Source organism: Streptomyces sp. NPDC097595 (genome assembly GCF_044761525.1).
Classification (GTDB): Bacteria; Actinomycetota; Actinomycetes; order Streptomycetales; family Streptomycetaceae; genus Streptomyces; species Streptomyces drozdowiczii_A.
Window position 1 is genome coordinate 549,550 of record NZ_JBIWCN010000001.1, and the last position, 16,311, is coordinate 565,860.

At 73.0% G+C, this 16,311-nt stretch carries 13 protein-coding genes; 2 read left to right on the forward strand and 11 right to left on the reverse strand.

What is annotated here, in order from left to right; all coding sequences use genetic code 11:
- Window positions 1-46: 46 nt before the first annotated feature.
- The 6 genes from ACIQZN_RS02450 to ACIQZN_RS02475 form a co-directional block, all read right to left on the reverse strand.
- Window positions 47-721 (reverse strand): GntR family transcriptional regulator, encoded by a 675-nt coding sequence (locus tag ACIQZN_RS02450; protein ID WP_403987242.1) that lies wholly within the window; start codon window positions 719-721, stop codon window positions 47-49.
- A 75-nt stretch (window positions 722-796) separates the two neighbouring features.
- The gene (locus tag ACIQZN_RS02455) at window positions 797-1,894 is read right to left on the reverse strand and encodes an amidohydrolase family protein (RefSeq protein WP_403987245.1); all 1,098 of its coding nucleotides are present in this window, start codon (window positions 1,892-1,894) and stop codon (window positions 797-799) included.
- A complete protein-coding gene (locus tag ACIQZN_RS02460) occupies window positions 1,891-3,504 on the reverse strand; it encodes an FAD-dependent monooxygenase (protein WP_403987248.1) in 1,614 nt (537 codons plus the stop codon). Before ACIQZN_RS02460 ends, ACIQZN_RS02455 begins: the two co-directional genes overlap by 4 nt.
- Before the next feature lie 17 nt (window positions 3,505-3,521).
- Window positions 3,522-4,427 carry an alpha/beta fold hydrolase gene (locus ACIQZN_RS02465; protein ID WP_403987251.1) on the reverse strand — a complete coding sequence of 302 codons (906 nt, stop codon included), beginning with the start codon at window positions 4,425-4,427 and terminating at the stop codon, window positions 3,522-3,524.
- A gap of 103 nt (window positions 4,428-4,530) precedes the next feature.
- A complete protein-coding gene (locus ACIQZN_RS02470) occupies window positions 4,531-5,991 on the reverse strand; it encodes an aldehyde dehydrogenase family protein (protein WP_403987253.1) in 1,461 nt (486 codons plus the stop codon).
- Between the two features lie 43 nt (window positions 5,992-6,034).
- Window positions 6,035-6,994, reverse strand: coding sequence for an amidohydrolase family protein (locus ACIQZN_RS02475; protein WP_403987256.1), 960 nt, complete (start codon window positions 6,992-6,994; stop codon window positions 6,035-6,037).
- A gap of 103 nt (window positions 6,995-7,097) precedes the next feature.
- On the opposite strand from ACIQZN_RS02475, the gene ACIQZN_RS02480 reads away from it, so the two are divergent.
- Complete coding sequence (locus ACIQZN_RS02480; RefSeq protein WP_403987259.1) at window positions 7,098-8,717, forward strand: bifunctional 3-(3-hydroxy-phenyl)propionate/3-hydroxycinnamic acid hydroxylase; 1,620 nt, start codon at window positions 7,098-7,100, stop codon at window positions 8,715-8,717.
- Window positions 8,718-8,773: 56 nt separating this feature from the next.
- Complete coding sequence (locus ACIQZN_RS02485; protein WP_403987262.1) at window positions 8,774-9,595, forward strand: IclR family transcriptional regulator; 822 nt, start codon at window positions 8,774-8,776, stop codon at window positions 9,593-9,595.
- A 21-nt stretch (window positions 9,596-9,616) separates the two neighbouring features.
- Here the strand turns inward: ACIQZN_RS02485 and ACIQZN_RS02490 are convergent, their stop codons facing one another.
- From ACIQZN_RS02490 to ACIQZN_RS02510, 5 genes are all read right to left on the reverse strand, one after another.
- The gene (locus tag ACIQZN_RS02490; RefSeq protein WP_403987265.1) at window positions 9,617-10,669 is read right to left on the reverse strand and encodes a 3-oxoacyl-ACP synthase III family protein; all 1,053 of its coding nucleotides are present in this window, start codon (window positions 10,667-10,669) and stop codon (window positions 9,617-9,619) included.
- Window positions 10,670-10,830: 161 nt separating this feature from the next.
- Complete coding sequence (locus ACIQZN_RS02495) at window positions 10,831-11,622, reverse strand: ABC transporter ATP-binding protein (protein WP_403987268.1); 792 nt, start codon at window positions 11,620-11,622, stop codon at window positions 10,831-10,833.
- The gene (locus ACIQZN_RS02500; RefSeq protein WP_403987271.1) at window positions 11,619-13,484 is read right to left on the reverse strand and encodes a dipeptide/oligopeptide/nickel ABC transporter permease/ATP-binding protein; all 1,866 of its coding nucleotides are present in this window, start codon (window positions 13,482-13,484) and stop codon (window positions 11,619-11,621) included. The genes ACIQZN_RS02495 and ACIQZN_RS02500 overlap by 4 nt, the downstream gene beginning before the upstream one ends.
- 2 nt (window positions 13,485-13,486) lie before the next feature.
- On the reverse strand, window positions 13,487-14,455 hold the full coding sequence (locus ACIQZN_RS02505; protein ID WP_403987274.1) for an ABC transporter permease: 969 nt from the start codon (window positions 14,453-14,455) through the stop codon (window positions 13,487-13,489).
- A gap of 14 nt (window positions 14,456-14,469) precedes the next feature.
- A complete protein-coding gene (locus tag ACIQZN_RS02510) occupies window positions 14,470-16,053 on the reverse strand; it encodes an ABC transporter substrate-binding protein (RefSeq protein WP_403987277.1) in 1,584 nt (527 codons plus the stop codon).
- Between the last annotated feature and the right edge of the window lie 258 nt (window positions 16,054-16,311).

The window sequence follows — 16,311 nt, forward strand, 5'->3', positions numbered from 1 at the left end:
CGCGGTGCCCCCGGCCGAGGCCCCGGCGCGCTTCCGGCGGCCGGGCTCAGGACAGGGCGGAGAAAGCGATCTTCTCGTTGCGCGCGAGGTGCTGCTCGACCGCGTCGCCGACCGCGCCCGGGTCACGGGTACGGAAGGCGGCGACGAGGTCCGCATGGGCCCGGCCGCGCCGCTCGTGCTCGGCCGGGTCGGGGTCGAGCCTGCCGAAGCCGATACGGATGTAGCGCTCGCCGGCCCGCCACAGGGTGGTCAGGACACGGATGTCCCAGGCAGTGGCGGCCGGCGCCAACAGGGCCAGGTGGAAGGCGTGATGGTCGTCGTAGATGTCGGCCATGCCGTGGTCGCGGGCGCCGAAATCGGTGGCCTGGAACTCCAGCCGGTCCAGGTCCTCGTCGCTCAGCAGGGTGCACGAACGCCGCGCGATGTCCGGTTCCAGAGCACGCCGCAGCCGGTAGATGCCGCGCAGGTCGTCCAGGTCGAGCGGGGCCACGACAGCGCTGCGGCCGGGCCGCATGATGACCAGGCCCTCGCTCTCCAGGCTGCGCAGCGCCTCCCGGATGGGGATGAAACTGATGTCGAGCATCCCCGCCAGCTCGCGCAGCGAGTACTCGCCTCCGGGAGCCAGCTGTCCGGCCAGGATCGCGCGGCGCAGTTCCTCGGTGGCCTGCTCCACCACGGACCGCGACGTGATGGGCTGGAGAGCCCCTCGGGATGTCGCCACGCTCTGTCCCTCGTTTCGGCCGTCCGGCGGTTGATATCAACTATATCTACGCTCCGGGGCGGACCGGCCGGGGGATCAGAGCTTCAGGATGCGCTCGGCGTTGCCGGAGGCGATCTTCCGTCGGTGACCGGGCGAGAGGCTCGCGTCGCGCAGGAAGCCGACGGCCTGCTCACTCCTTTCGAAGGGGTAGTCGATGGCGAAGAGCACGTTGTCGATGCCCACCGACCGGATGGCGGCCTGGAGCATGTTGTCGTCCATCACACCCGACGTGGTGACGGCGATGTTCCTCGTCAGGTAGTCGGAGGGCTTCCTCTTCAGCGGCACCTTGGTGTTGATGTTCCGGATCTGCACATCGAGCCGGGGGATCATGTACGGCAGGAACTCGCCCATGTGGCCCACGATGAGCCGGGCGCCCGGGAAGTCGTCGAAGACCCCGCCGAGTACGACGCGCAGGGCGTGCCCGCCGGTCTCCGCCGCCCAGCTGTACAACGGGCCGACCAGCTCGGGACGGTCCTTCAGCAGACCCCAGTCGCCGGTGGGCGCCGGTGTCGGGTGCAGGTAGAGGGCGGCCCCCAGTTCCTCCAACGCCGCCCATACGGGCCGGAACTGCGGCTCGTCCAAGTAGTGCCCGTTGGTGTGGCCGTTGACCAGGAACCCGGCCATTCCCAGGTCCCGGATCGCGCGCCGGGCCTCGCGCACCGCTGCCCGGGGATCCTGGAGGGGCAGCGCGGCCAGCCCGCCGAACCGGGTCGGGTGTGCGGCGATGACGGCGGCCAGCGCGTCGTTGGCGACCTGCGCGTCCCGTACGGCGATGGCCGCGTCGGGCTGCATCTGGACACCGGGCGGGGTGAGGGACAGCACCTGCATGGTGACCCCGTTGGCATCCATGTCGGCGAGCCGGTACTCGGTGACGTCCGGCAGCCGCTTGAACCACTCGGCGGTGACCTCGGGCTTGAAGGGGATCGCACCGTTCAGGGCCGTGCCCTGGGTGATGAGGCCCGGGAGGATGATGGCCTCCTCGATGGCGATGATCCGCAGCCTGTCGTGCGGGCCGGGCCTGCCGCCGTGTGCCTCGGCGACGCCGGGGGCCGTCAGCGCGGACGCGCCGGCGAGTGCCGCCGTACCCGCCGCGGTGTTGAGGACCTTGCGCCTCGTCCACTGGGCAGCGCTCATACGTGATGTTTCCTTTCCGGGAAGGTGTGCACCGGCCGGGGCGCACCGCCGCCGACCGTGTCGATCAGGGCGACGGCATCCTCGGGAGCCTCGTCGCCCAGCCAGGCCACCACCTGGTCCGGGCGGACCAGGACGAGGCGGGCGCCCAGCTTCGCGGCGTATCCGGCGGCCACCGGCTCCGGCAGCCGGGCCACGGCGAGCGGTACGCCCCGCAGGCGCGCGGCCTCCTCGACAGCCGCCACCGACACGTCCTCCCCGAGGGCCAGGAGGGTCGGGCCGGCACCGAGCAGGTCGTACAGGGACCGGCCGTCCGCCAGGAACAGATGGGGCAGCCGGGCCCCCGTCCACTCGGAGCGCCCGTCCGGCGCTACGGGGACGATCGGGGAGTCCGCGATACGGAGACCGAGCACCAGGTCGAGGGAGTGGAACTCCGCCTTCTTGGACTCCTGGATCCGGACGCCCGCCGCCCGCCGGGCCCGCGCGCCCGCCTCGTCGTCCGCGTCGAGGTCGTCCGCGTACAACTCGGTGGACAGCACCCGCATGTTGGCGGTCGCCTCGCGGATGACGCGCTCCTGCACCGGGCGGCGTTCGCTCTCGTAGCTGTCGAGCATGCCGGGCCCGCCCCAGCCGTCCAGCACGGCGGCGAGCTTCCAGCCCAGGTCCACCGCGTCCCCGATGCCCGTGTTGAGCCCGTGCCCGCCGAACGGCGGGTTGAGGTGCGCGGCGTCGCCGGCGAGGAAGACCCGGCCGTGGCGCATCCGGTCGACGGTCATCATCCGGGCCGTCCACGGGTCGGTGGACAGCACCTTCGCCCGCACTGGCCGGCCCGCCACGCCGTCGATGATCCGGTGGGCCTCGCGCTCCCCGGTCTCCCGGTCGACGCCGAAGCCGATCGCCCACCAGGTGTCCGTCCGGTCCAGCGGCCCGACCAGCGCCGGGGCCGCCGCGTTGATCACCCAGTACTGCACCGCGGGGCCGTGCGCCACGTGCTCCCACAGGCCGGGGCTCTCGAAGACCATGCCGAAGTTCGGGCGCAGGGCCTCCCCGCCCACGTAACGGGCCCCGATCCCGTCCCGCACCACGCTGCGCGGGCCGTCGCAGCCGATCACGTAATCGGCGGTGACGACGGAGCGCCGGCCGGTGCTGTCTTCGACGGTCACGGTCACCAGCTCGTCGTCCTGGCGCAGGCCGACGACCTTCGAGCCCAGGACGAGCCGCCCCGGGGCGATCTCGTCGACCGCCTCGCGCAGCACCTCCTCCAGGACGTACTGCGGGGCCTGCTGGCCGGTCTCCGGGAAGCGGTCGCCCTCCGGCACGAGGCCGAGCACACCGGTGAACCGCGACAGCTCCCTGCCGGACAGCGAGGTGCAGAACACCACGTCCTGGGACCAGGAAGGAGGCAGTGGGGCACGCTCGCGCAACCGCTCGGCCAGGCCCCAGCGGCGCAGGTGCTCCATCGTGCGCACATTGAGGGTCTTGCAGCGCGGGCGCGCGTGGGACACGGCGGCGCGCGGCTCGACCACCAGGACGTCGATGCCGCGCCGGCCCAACTCGACGGCGGCGGCCAGACCGACCGGCCCGCCACCGGCGATGAGGACCCGCACTCGCATGTGGGAGACGGAAGGCATCAGTTCGCGCTCTCGCTCTTCTGCCGCGCCGCCCACTGCGCACACTCCTCGGCGAACGCGAGCTGCCGCAGCTGCGTCGAGAGGCCGAGGATGTGGTGGTCGATGCAGTGGCCCGTCCCGCGGGCGACGCTCGCGTCCACGAAGGGCGCCGCCGTGAAGAGCGCCGCGAACCTCGCGACGTTCTCCGGGCCGCTGCTCCACAGCGCGTCGAACTCGGCGAGCGCGTTGTGCACCGGCACGCGGACCTCGGGGGCCAGCGAGGGAAGGTGCTCCTTCGGCCACTTCGGTGCCTGGATCAACTCCCGTACCGGCGTAGGCGCGTACGACTCGTGCGCCTGGCGTATCCCCTCCGCCCGGTAGGTGTGCTCGGGGCCGAACATCACCTGGTCCCGCTGCTCGTACGGCAGATCCACCGTCGAGTCCGCCGGCAGGGAGCCCAGCGCCTCGGCCGCGCCGCCGCTCGGGATGACGGCGCCCATGCCGGTCGCCGAGACACCGATCAGCGGAATCTCCGGCCGGCCGGCGGCGACCATCAGCGCGATCATCCCGCCGATCGAATGGCCGACCAGGAACACGCTGTCGGCCGCGAGCCGTTCGACGGCCTGCGTCAGGGCGCCGTTGAGCAACTCCACATGGCGGACGAAGGTGTTGGCATCCGGGGGCAGCGCGGTGCTGCCGCCGTAGCCGGGGCGGTCGAAGGCCACCACCGTATGGCCGTGCGCGACGGCGACGTCCAGGAAGGACCCGGCGGGGGAGCCCGCCACGTCCCAGTACCGCGCTGTGTACGTGCCGCCGTGAAGGGCGGCGATCAGGGGCTTGCCGGTGGGCTCGGCGGGTGCCGCGAGAAGCGCCGTGATCGTGTGTCCGTCGACCTCGAAGGTCAGAAGGTCGCGCTGCTTGGCCATGTATGGCCTCCTGCCAGGGGTGGGTTCCGGCGTGCGGGGAGCGTAGGCGTTATATGTAATAACAGCAACGGTGCGCGAGAGGAAGGGGTGCCGTCCGAGCCCGTCAGTGGTGCTGCGGCACGTAGTCCTGGGTGATCTGCTTGTACTCCAGGAAGTCCTCCACGGACGCCAGGCCGCCGAGCCGCCCCACGCCACTGGACTTGAAGCCGCCTTCCTCGAATTCGACGGTCAGGTTCGCCCAGCTGTTGATGGAGACGAGGCCGGCGTCGAGCTGCCGTGCGACCCGCATCGGACGGTCGGCGTCGCGGCTCCAGACGCAGGCGCTCAGCCCGTACTCGGTGTCGTTGGCGAGGGCGATCGCCTCCTCCTCGGTGTCGAAGACCTGGACGGTCTGCACGGGCCCGAAGGTCTCCTCCTGGACGATCGGCAGCGAGGAGTCGGTGACCGCGAGCAGCGTCGGGTGGTAGAAGGCGCCCCCGGCCAGCTCGGGGCGGGTGCTCGGGCCGCCCCGCACGACCGGCTTGGCACCGGCGGCGATGGCCGCCTCCACGGCGGCGTCGACACGGGCGACCGACGCCTTGTCGATCAGGGGGCCGATCTGGCTCCCGGCGTCGGCGGCGGGACCGGGCCGCACACCTTCCAGGCGGGCGGCCAGCGCGGCCGTGAACCCGTCCGCGATCTCCCGCTGGACCAGAACCCGGCTGCCGGTCATGCAGAACTGCCCGGCGAAGACGGTGCACGAGGCGACGGCCGTGGCGAGCGCGGCCTCGATGTCCGCGTCGGCGAAGACCAAGTGCGGTGTCTTGCCGCCGAGTTCGAGGCCGACCCGCTTGAAGCGGGCCGCCGCGCCCTGGGCGATGAGCCGTCCGGTGGCGCTGCTGCCGGTGAAGCTGATGACGGGCACCTTCGGGGAGTCCACCAGCAGGCGGGCGACCTCCGAGCCCGACTCGACGACGACGTTCACCACGCCCTTCGGCAACTCCGTTACGGAGCCGAGGATGTCGCTCATCAGGGCGGCGGTACGGGCAGCCTGTCCCGGCATCTTCACCACGGCGGTGCAGCCCGCGGCGAGGGCCGGGGCCAGCGCGCGGATGCACAGGTAGGCGGGGGAGTTCCAGGGCACGACGATGCCCGCGACGCCGACCGGCTGCCGGATGGACATGGCCTGGCGGCCCGGCTGGGTGTCGGTGACCCGGCCGTGCGGCTGGAGCGCGAGACCCGCCGCGAAGCGCAGCGCGCGCAGGATGAAGTGCGATTCGAAGCCCGCCTCGTGGCGGAGCTTGCCGTTCTCCAGGCACAGCGTGTCGACGACCTCGTCCATACGTGCGGCGTACGCGTCGGCGAGATGGCTGAGAGCGGTGGCGCGCACCATCGGGTCGAGCCGCCAGTCGCCCTCCTTGAAGGCGCGGCCGGCCGCGTCGATGGCCCGCTGCCCCGTCTCCGCGTCGCCGTCCGCGTACGTGCCGATCACCTCGCCCGTCGCCGGGTTGACGCTGTCGGATGTCCGGGCGGAACCAACCCACTCGCCGTCGATCCAGTGCCGTGCGGAGTTCTCTTGTGCCATGTCGGGGACTCCTTGCTCGGGAGGGAGAAAAAAAAGGGGGGCCTCAGAGGCCGAGGAGCCGTTCGGCGTTGCCGTGGGCGATCTTCGCGCGGTCGGCCTCGCTGATCGGGGCGGTACGCAGGAACTCGGTGGCCGCCCTCATCTCCTCGAAGGGGTAGTCGGTGCCGAAGAGGATGTGGTCCGCGCCCAGGGCCAGCAGCGCGCACAGCAGCGGCGCGGCCGAACACACGCCGCTCGTCGTGATGTACAGGTTGTGTCGGACGTACTCCGAGGGGTTCTTCCGGGCCAACTCGACACCGTGGTGGTTGTGGTACTCCCAGCGGGAGTCCAGCCGCCACAGCGTGTACGGCAGGCCCTCGCCCATGTGGCCCAGCAGCATCCTGGCGTCCGGGAAGTCGTCGAAGACGCCGCCGAACACGCACCGCAGGAAGTGCGTCGCGGTCTCCGAGCCCCAGCTCCACATCGGGCCGATCAGCTCCGGATGGCCCTGGATGACATCCGGGACGTCGACGCCGTTGGCCGGGTGGAGGTACAGCGGCACGTCCAGGCCCGCGGCGCGCTCCCAGACGACGCGCAGTTCCGGGTGGTCGAGGTAGCGGCCCTGGGTGTGCGCGTTCACCAGGGCGCCGTGCATGCCCAACTCGGATACGGCGCGCTCCAGTTCGTCGGCGGCCGCCTTCGGGTCCTGCAACGGCAGCGCCGCGAAGCCGGCGAAGCGGTCGGGGTGGTCGGAGACCACGCCGGCCAGCAGGTCGTTCACCGCCTTCGCCCGGGCGACCGCGATGCCCGCGTCCTTCTCGGCCTGGATTCCCGGGGAGTTGAGGGACAGCACCTGCATGTCCAGGCCCGCCGCGTCCATCTCGGCCAGCCGCTCGCCGGTGATGTCCAGGAGCCGCCGGGACGCCTCGCGCCACTTCTCCGGCTGAATGATGGCGGCCGCCGAGGCGCCGTAACCCTCCAACTCCGGGGTGACGAAGTGTTCCTCGAGACCGATGGTCCGCATCGCGCGCCTCATTTCACTTATATGCATTGACTTCAGCGATGGTGAAACGTACGTTCCGTCGGTGTCAACCCTTGGGAACGGCCGAGTAAAACGGAGGTGCTCGATGACGGGTACGGATGTCGCCGAGGGGAGCCCGGGCCCGGACGGGGGCGCGGTGGACGTGATCGTGGTGGGGTACGGCCCGGTGGGCATGGCCGCCGCCGCCCTGCTCGGCCGGGCGGGCCACCGGGTCCTGGTCCTGGAGCGCTACGCCGGCCTCTACAACCTGCCGCGCGCGGCCAGCTTCGACGACGAGACCATGCGCACCCTGGCGACTCTCGGCGTGGCGGAGACCTTGCTGCCCAAGGTGCGCGTACAGCCCACGTACGAGTGGCGCAACGGCAGCGGCGACCTGCTCATCGAGCAGACCTTCGCGGCGACCGGCCGCAGCGGCTGGGCGGAGTGGAACATGATGTACCAGCCCGACCTCGAAGAGGCGCTGGACGCCGTGTGCCGCTCCATGCCCCAGGTGGAGGTGCGGCATTCCAGCTCCGTCGTCGGCCTGGAGCAGGACGAGGACCGGGTCACGGTCACCGTCGAGGACCCCGGGGGACGCCGGGCGATCGAGGCCCGTTACGTGGTGGGCTGCGACGGCGGCAACAGTTTCGTGCGGTCCGCGCTCGACGTGGGACTGCACGACTACGGCTTCTCCGAGCCGTGGATGGTGTGCGACTTCCGCTTCCGCCGCCCCACCGAGGTCCCCCGCGCCCTCCAGCTCGGCGACCCCCTCGGCCCCACCTCGATCATCTCGCTAGGCCCCGCGCACCACCGGTTCAGCTTCATGCTCGACTCGGCCGGAGACTTCGGGACCGAGAGCGACCCGAGCCGCGTCTGGAAGCGAGTGGCCGCCCATCTCGGCCCCGACGACGCCGACCTCATCCGCGTCGCCACGTACACCTTCCGCTCCCTCATCGCCCACGAGTGGCGCCGAGGCCGTGTCCTGCTCGCGGGCGACGCCGCCCACCAGATGCCCCCGTTCCTCGGCCAGGGCATGTGCTCCGGCTTCCGCGACGCGCAGAACCTCGCGTTCAAGCTGGACCTGGTACTCCGGGGCACCGCGCCGGACCGCGTCCTCGACACGTACCAGACCGAACGCGAGCCGCATGTGCGCGCGGTGACCGAGAAGGGCATCGAGCTGGGGCACCTCCAGACCCTGCGCGACCCCGAGCGCGCCGCCGAACGCGACCGCACGCTGCTCGCACGCCGCGCCGCGTCCGCCGCACCCGAACCCATGCGCTTCCCGGACCTGGCCGACGGCCTGCTCGCACGGAGCGCCGCCGCCGGCCGGGGCCACCTGTCGGTGCAGGGCGTCGTGGACGACGGCACCCACCGCGACCGCCTCGACCAGGTCGTGGGCGCGGGCTTCCACCTGCTCGTCGGCGAAGGACACCTGGCCGCCCTGGAGAACGGCCGGCTGCTCGACGACCTGGCCGAGGCCGGGGTCCGCGTCGTCGTCCCCGGCGAACACGCCGCCGGCCACGAGGGCGCGGCCGTCGTCCGGGACGTGGACGGCACCTACCGCGCGTGGCTGGCCGAGCTGGGCTGCTCGGCCGTCGCGGTCCGCCCCGACTTCTATGTGTACGGGACGGCGCGCGGCTCCGAGGCGGTGGCGGGGCTGGCGGTCGAGCTCCTGGACGCGATCCACGGCGACGTGACCGCCCGGGAGGCGGGGGCGGACGCCTGAGGCGGCGGGGAGGACGGCCCACAGCCGGGCCGGCGGCCGGTCACTATGATCGCCTGGTGAACACACAGCGCCCCTCCGACTCCGCGCCGCCCGGCGAGGCGCCGCCGGCCCGGCAGGGAATCCAGTCCGTCGAACTGGCGATGACGGTCCTGCAGGCCCTTGAGGAGGGGCGGGGCCCGATGACGCTGACGCAGATCTCCGCCGCCAGCGGCATGCAGCCCAGCAAGGCCCACCGCTATCTGGTCAGCCTCGCCCGGGTCGGCCTCGTGGCCCAGTCGCCCAGTTCCGGCCGGTACGACATGGGCCCCGCCATGCGGCGGCTCGGCGTCGAGTCGCTGCGCAGGATGGACGAGGTGGCGCTGGTGAGCGAGCACCTGCCCGGACTGCGGGACAGCACCTCGCACGCGGTCAACCTGTCGGTGTGGGGCGACCACGGCCCGGTCGTCGTGCGCTGGGAGTACGGTGCCCACGCCCTCCCGATCACCGTCCGGGTCGGTGCCACCATGCCCCTGCTGACCTCGGCGATGGGAGGGGCCTTCCTCGCGCACCTGCCGGAGCAGCTCACGGAGCCGGTGCTCTGCGGACAACTCGAAGTGGACGCGCTGGACGCGGCCACCCGGGACCGCGTCGACCGGATCAAGGACGGAGTGCGACGAGAGGGTGTGGCCTCCACCGTCGGAGGCGTCATCCCCGGCATCACCTCGGTCGCGGCCCCCGTTTTCACCGCCGGTGAGTCCTTCCCGCTCGTCGTCACCCTGGTGATGCCCGCGCGGGGCCTCACGGAGCAGGACATCGCACGCCTCGCGGCCGAACTCCTGCGCTCGACCCGAGCCATGTCCGAAGTCCTGGGCCACGCCGTCGACCCGCACCGGCCGTAGGGGCCCGGGGGTGCGGCCCGGTCAGGCGTGCCGCAGGCAGAGGCTGCCCCACTGGAAGCCCGCGCCGATGGCGGACAGCACATAGACGTCCCCCGGAAGCAGGGCGCCCTCGGACGCCGTGGTGTGCAGGGCGGTGAACACGCCCGCCGAACCGGTGTTGCCCAGCCGGTCGATGGTGACGGCGGCGCGCTCACGGGGGACGTCGAGGGCGCTCAGGGTCTCGTTGAGGATGTTCAGGTTGGCCTGGTGCAGGAAGAAGTGCCGGACCTGGTCGAGCGGCACCCCGGCCCGGTGCGCGGCGCCGCGGATACTCGCGGGGAGCCGTGTCGTCGCGGTGTTCCACACGGCACGCCCGTCCATGTGCAGGTAGTGCTCCCCGGCGGCGACGGTGGCGCCGCTCGCCGGCCGCCGGGAGCCCCCGGCGGGGATCTGGACGTCGTACGAGAGCCGGGAGCCCAGGTCGTACGAGAGCAGCCCCGCCCCGGGCGTCTCGCTGCGGGTGAGGACGACGGCCGCCGCGGCGTCCCCGAAGAAGACGCGCGTCGTGCGGTCGGCGGGGTCGGTGATCCTGGACGCGCAGTCGGCCGCGACGACCAGGATCGTGCCGATGGAGGGGTTCTGGAGGAGGTGCGCGGCGAGCAGCACGGCCTGGATGCCCGAGGCGCAGGCGGCCTGGGTGACATCCAGCGACAGGGCGCGGTGGGCGCCGAGGGCGTCCTTGACGATCAACGCGGTCGACACCAGCGGCTGGTCTCCGGTGTAACTGGCGACGATGACCGCGTCCAGCCCGGCCGGCTCCACCCCGGCCGCCTCCAACGCCGGCCGCGCGGCGGCGACGCACATGTCGGAAGTCGCCAAGTGCGGTGCCAGGCAGCGGCGTTCGCGGATACCGGTGCGGCTGGTGATCCACGCGTCGCTCGTGTCCAGGGTGCGCGTCAAATCCTGATTGGTGACGACCGCCGGCGGCAGGTGCATTCCGGTCCCTGCGACGGCGAACGGCACGGACAGACCGGCACCGGTCTGATGGGACGGCCTCTGGTGGGGCAGCGTCTGACCGGGCGCGAGAACTCCCATGTTCCGTACCTTTCGAAAGCGGTTCGAGAAAGGCCCCGTCGCAATCCGAAGCCGCCGCATCGTCTCACGGAGAACGCGCATGAATAGTGCGCGGTAATCCTTGAGCGTGAATTATGCGGCGGCTTGACGTCGGAATGGCGGAAATTCGTCCCCGGCGGCGGTCACCGGTTCTTATCACCGGCCGGGGGATTGCGCAGGACCGGTACGGATTCCAGCAGCGTCCGGGTGTACGGGTGCGCCGGTGCACGCAGAAGCGTCCCGGTGGGCGCGCTCTCCACGATCCGGCCCCGTCGCATGACCGCCACCGCGTCGGAGACATGGCAGACCGCCGGCAGATTGTGGCCGATGAACAGCATGGACAGACCGAGCCCCTGCTGAAGCCGGCGGACCGTGTTCAGGACGGACGCCTGCACCGAGACGTCCAGCGCCGAGGTGATCTCGTCGGCGATCAGCAGGCCCGGCTCGACGGCCAGCGCCCGGGCCAGGGCGACCCGCTGACGCTGACCGCCGGACAGCTGCCGGGGCAGGCGGTCCGCGAGCCGGCCGTCCAGGCCGACCAGGTCCAGCAGTTCGGCGACACGCTCCGCGCGCCCCGCCCGGTCGAGCCGCCGGAACACCGTGGCGGCCTCGGCCAGCGCCTGACGGACGGTCATACGGGGATCGAGCGCGGTGTCCGGGTCCTGGAGGACCACCTGGACCCGGCGGCCCAGCCGGCGCCGGTCGCGGACGGTACGGGTGCGGACCTCCTCGCCGGCGACCAGGATCCGGCCGGACCGCACCGGCACCAGGCCGACGATCGCGCCCGCCAGGGTGGACTTCCCGGAGCCCGACTCCCCGACGAGACCCAGCGTCGTGCCCGGCGCGATCTCCAGCGAAACCCCGTCCACGGCCGCGAAGGAGCCACGCGGGCCGGTGCGCCGGACGGTGAGGCCGTCCACCCGAAGGGCCGTCATGACGCGGCCACCGTCTCCGGGGCCACCGCCACCGGCAGTGGGTACCAGCAGGCGACCCGGTGGCCGGAGCCCAGGTCGTCCAGCGGCGGAGCCTGCTCGGCGCAGCGGTCCCGGCGGTTCGGGCACCGGGCCTCGAACGCACAGCCGGCGGAGGGCGCGACCGGATCGGGCGGGGCGCCCTCGATCGTGGGCAGCGGGCGGCCGCGGTCGGCGGTGAGGTCCGGGACCGACGCGACGAGCGCCCGGGTGTAGGGGTGCCGGGCGCCCGCCGCGAGCCGGCCGACGGGCAGGGCCTCGACCAGCGTGCCCGCGTACATGACCAGCACCCGTTCGCAGAACTCGGCGACCAGCGCGACATCGTGGCTGATGAACAGGATCGCGGCGGAGGTGTCCCGCCGGATGTCCACGAGCAGCCGCGTGATCTGCCGCTGCACCGTGACGTCGAGCGCGGTCGTCGGCTCGTCCGCGATGATCAGCCCCGGCCGCACCATCAGCCCGGCGGCGATCATCACCCGCTGGCGCTGGCCGCCGGAGAGTTCGTACGGGCGTGAGCGCAGCAACGACGGGGACAGGCCGACGCGGCGCAGCGCCTCGGCGGCCTGCGCGGTGGCCTCGGCGCGGCCCGCCCCGCGATGGGCCCTGACCGCCTCGGTGAGCTGGGTGCCGATCCGCAGGGACGGGTTGAGCGCCGATGCGGGGTTCTGGAAGATCACCGACAGGCCCGTCGCGAGATGCCGGTCCCGCTCCTTCCGCGTCAGCGCGCCGAGGTCGGTCCCGAGCAGGCGCAGCGTACGCCGGGAGACCCGGGCGCCGTACGGGAGCAGGTCGGCGACGGCGAGCGCCGTCAGGGACTTGCCCGAACCCGACTCGCCGACCAGCCCGACGATCTCGCCGCGCCCCAGCGACAGGCTCACCCCGCGCACCGGGCGGACCGGGCCGGCCGGGGTCGGCAGCTCGACGGTGAGGCCGTCGACCTGGAGGACCTGCCCCTCCTCGGCCGGGCCGCTCGACGCCGACCGCTGACCCGGGATGCGCACCACCGGGCCGCGCCGGGCGGCGCCCCCGGCCAGCACCTCGCCCAGCAGCTGGAACGTCAGCGCCGCGTACAGCAGCGCCAGGCCCGGGGCGAGCGCGGGCAGCGGCTCGGCGTAGATCCGGTCGAGCCCCTGGCTGAGCAGCTGCCCCCAGTCATAGCCCGGCGGCTGGACGCCGAGCCCGAGGAAGCTCAGCCCGGAGAGCGCGACCAGGGCGGTGCCGGCCGCCGTGGTGACGCTCAGGAGCAGCGGCTCGGCGATGTTCGGCAGGACATGGCGCCACAGCAGCCGGAGCCGGCTCAGCCCGAGGACCCGGGCGGCGGCCAGGTGGTCGGTGCCCGCCACGCCCGCCGCGAGGGTCTGGGCCAGCCGCGCGAACCCGGGCACACCCGCGGCGGCGAGGGCAACGACCGCGCCGGCCGTGCCCGCGCCGAACACCACCGCGAGGAACATCGCGACCAGGAGCGCCGGGAACGCGAGCAGCAGGTTGATCAGCCCGGCGACAAGCCGGCGGGCGCGCCGCCCGACGACCGCCGTGCAGGCCCCGAGCAGCACGCCCGCGCCCGCGCCGAGCAGCACCGACGCCAGCGCGAGCAGCAGCGAGGACCGGGCGGCCGTCAGGATGCGGGCCAGCAGGTCCAGGCCGAGGCCGTCCGTGCCGACCGGGTGCGCGGCCGAAGGCCCCTGGAGCACGGCCGAGGGGTCCGGGCGGTCGGCCGCCGCACCCCAGAACAGCGGGCCGGCCACGGCGAGCACGATGAGCGACACCAGCATGAACCCGGTGACCCAGGCCATGGGGGAGCGCCGGAGTCCGGCGGGAAGGCTCATGATCACATCTCCCGGATCGCCGAGCGGGGGTCGATCAGGGCGAGCAGCACATCGACCAGGAGACCGGCGAGCAGCACGGTGGTGCCGAGCACCAGCACCATCGCCTGGACCACCGGATAGTCCTGCGCGACCACGGACTGGGCCATCGCGGAGCCGATGCCGGGCCAGGCGAAGACCTTCTCGACCAGGACCGTGCCCGCGATGAGGGCGGGCAGCAGGCTCCCGGCGACGGTGAGCGCGGCGGACGCCATGTTGGGTGCCGCGTGCCGCAGATAGCGGCGTGCGGCGGACAGCCGTCTGCTCCGGGCGGTACGCAGATAGTCCTCGTCCAGCACTTTGAGCGCCTCGACCCTGACGATGCGCAGGAGTACGGCGGTGGGGGTGAGGGAGAGCGCGAGGACGGGGAGGACGAGGGAGGCGACGCCCGCCGCACCGGCCACCGGGAACAGCTGGAGCCCGACGGCGAGCAGGGCGGTGAGCCCGGCGGCCAGCACGAAGTCGGGCACGCCGGTCAGCCCGGCGGTGACCGTGGTGAACGCCAGCTCGGTGCGCGGGCGGCGGCCGTCGCGGGTGCGGACGGCGGCGAGCAGGCCGCCGGGCAGGGCGACGGCGAGCGCGGTGAGGAAGGCGAGTCCGGCGATCTCCAGGGTGGCCGGCAGCCGGGTCCGGACCAGCTCCGCGACCGGCGCCCCGGTGACCAGCGAGGTCCCGAGGTCGCCGTGCAGGAGGCCGCCGAGGTACTGCCGGTACTGGGCCAGGAACGGCATGTCGAGCCCGAGCGCGTGCCGCCGGGCGGCGACCAGGTCGGGGGCGGCGTCCACTCCGAGCGCGGCCCGCACCGGGTCGCCGGGGATGAGGCGGATCATCGCGAACGACGCGGTGAGGACGAGGCCGAGCGAGACGAAGAGCCGGAGGCCGCGGCGGCCCAGGAACACCGTCCAGGGGTGCCGCAGCAGTGCGGGAACGGTCATGGTGGGCCCCGGAATCACTGGTGGAGGCGGATGCTCGTGGGGACGAGCTGCCCGCCGAACGTGGTGGTGAACGTGGTGCGGTGGCCGTACACGCCGCTTTGGCCCTCGGCGATCGGCAGCGCGTCGGCCGAGTGGAAGAGCGCGGCGGCGGCCCTGTTCCAGGTGGCGCATCCCGTGGTGTCCGGCTCCCGGAGTGCCCGGGCGACCAAGGCGTCGTACTCCGGATTGGCCACCCCCGCGAAGTTCAGGCCCCCGGCGGGGGCGGGGCCGGAGAAGAAGGGGATGAAGCCCGCCGGCAGGGCGAAGCCCGGCGTACTGCCGACCACCACGTCGAAGTCGGCCGTCGTGTACATCGCGTTGACCAGGGCGGGCAGGCTCTCGGTGACCAGTTCGACCTTCGCGCCGAGCGCCGTCCACTGCCGGGCCATCAGCTCGGCGACGGACGCCAGGGTCGGGCCGAGATCGGGGCTGGTGATCAGGCGCAACCGCAGCGTCCGGCCGTCCTTGGCGAGCGGACCGCCGGGCGAGCGGGTCCAGCCCGCGACCCGCAGGGCCTCGGCGGCGTCCCGTCCGGGCAGGCTGGCGTCGGCGAGGTCTCCGTGGCAGACGGACCCCTCGGCCCCGAAGTCCCGGGCGGGGGTGCCGGTGCCGCCCACGGCGACGTTGGCGAGCCCCCGGCGGTCGAGGGCGGAGACCAGGGCCCGGCGCACCGCCCGGTCGGCGAGGACCCGGCCGGGGCGCTGGTTGAAGAAGGTCAGCCCGATGACGGTCGCGACCTCGGCGGTGGCCAGGCCGTGGCCGATGAGCCGGGCGCGGTCGGGCCCGCTCACCCGCGCGATGTCGACGCCCCCGGTCAGCAGGAGGTTCGCCGCCGTGGAGGTCTGGGGCACCACCGAGAGCACGAGGCGCTCGGGGAGGCCGCGCGCGGCGGTCGTCGCTCCGCCGGGCCCCCAGGTGTAGCCGTCGCGGAGGGTGAACTCGTACGGCCCGCCGGGGGAGTAGCGGGTCAGCACATAGGGGCCGGTGCCCCGCGTGGCGCGGGCGAGCGAGCCGGGCCGGTCCAATCCGGCGGGGCAGACGATCGGCAGCAGGCCGATGGTGCGGATCAGGAACGGAAAGGGGGCGCCGGCGGACACCGACACCGTGCGGGTGCGGTCGTCGGCGCGCGCCGTGAACGGGACGTTCGGCAGGACCGTACGGGCCCCGGCGAGCTGGTTGTCCGGGTCGGCCGCGTAGGTCAGCGACCGGGCGACGGCCGAGGCGGTGAGGGGGGTGCCGTCGGAGCAGGTGACGCCGGCGCGGAGCGTGAACACCGCCGTGGTCGCCGTGGCCCGCCAGGACGTGGCCAGGCCGGTGACCAGGCCGCCGTCGGTGTCGGGGTTCACCAGGGAGTCGTAGGCGTAACGGGCCTGGGAGGCGCCGAAGGTGGAGTACGGGTCGAAGCTCGGCGTCTCGCTGGCCTCGGCGATCCGGACGGTGCCGCGGTCCACCAGGGGGGTGGTCGTCGAGGAGCGGGCGACGCCGCCGCAGCCGCTCAGCGTGAGGGCCGAGGCGGTGAGCGCGGCCGTCAGGACGGCCGGCGGGGTGCGTCGGAGCATGGCGTCATGGTGGCCGGGCGCGGTCGCGGCCATGGGGGCGGCCGGTCCTGATTCACCCGTACGGGTCGGGGCGGGGGCGGCGCCGAGGCATGTGCCAGGCGGCATGTTTCGAAAAAGATAGTCGGATAATCACTCTCAAGATGTGCCGGGGTGCGCTCAATTCTGGACACGAGAAATAGCCACGGACACTCACACGAGTGAACCCGAAGGAATCCATTTGGCCCAGGTGGGCGTCGTTGGACTACCGTGATCAAGGGA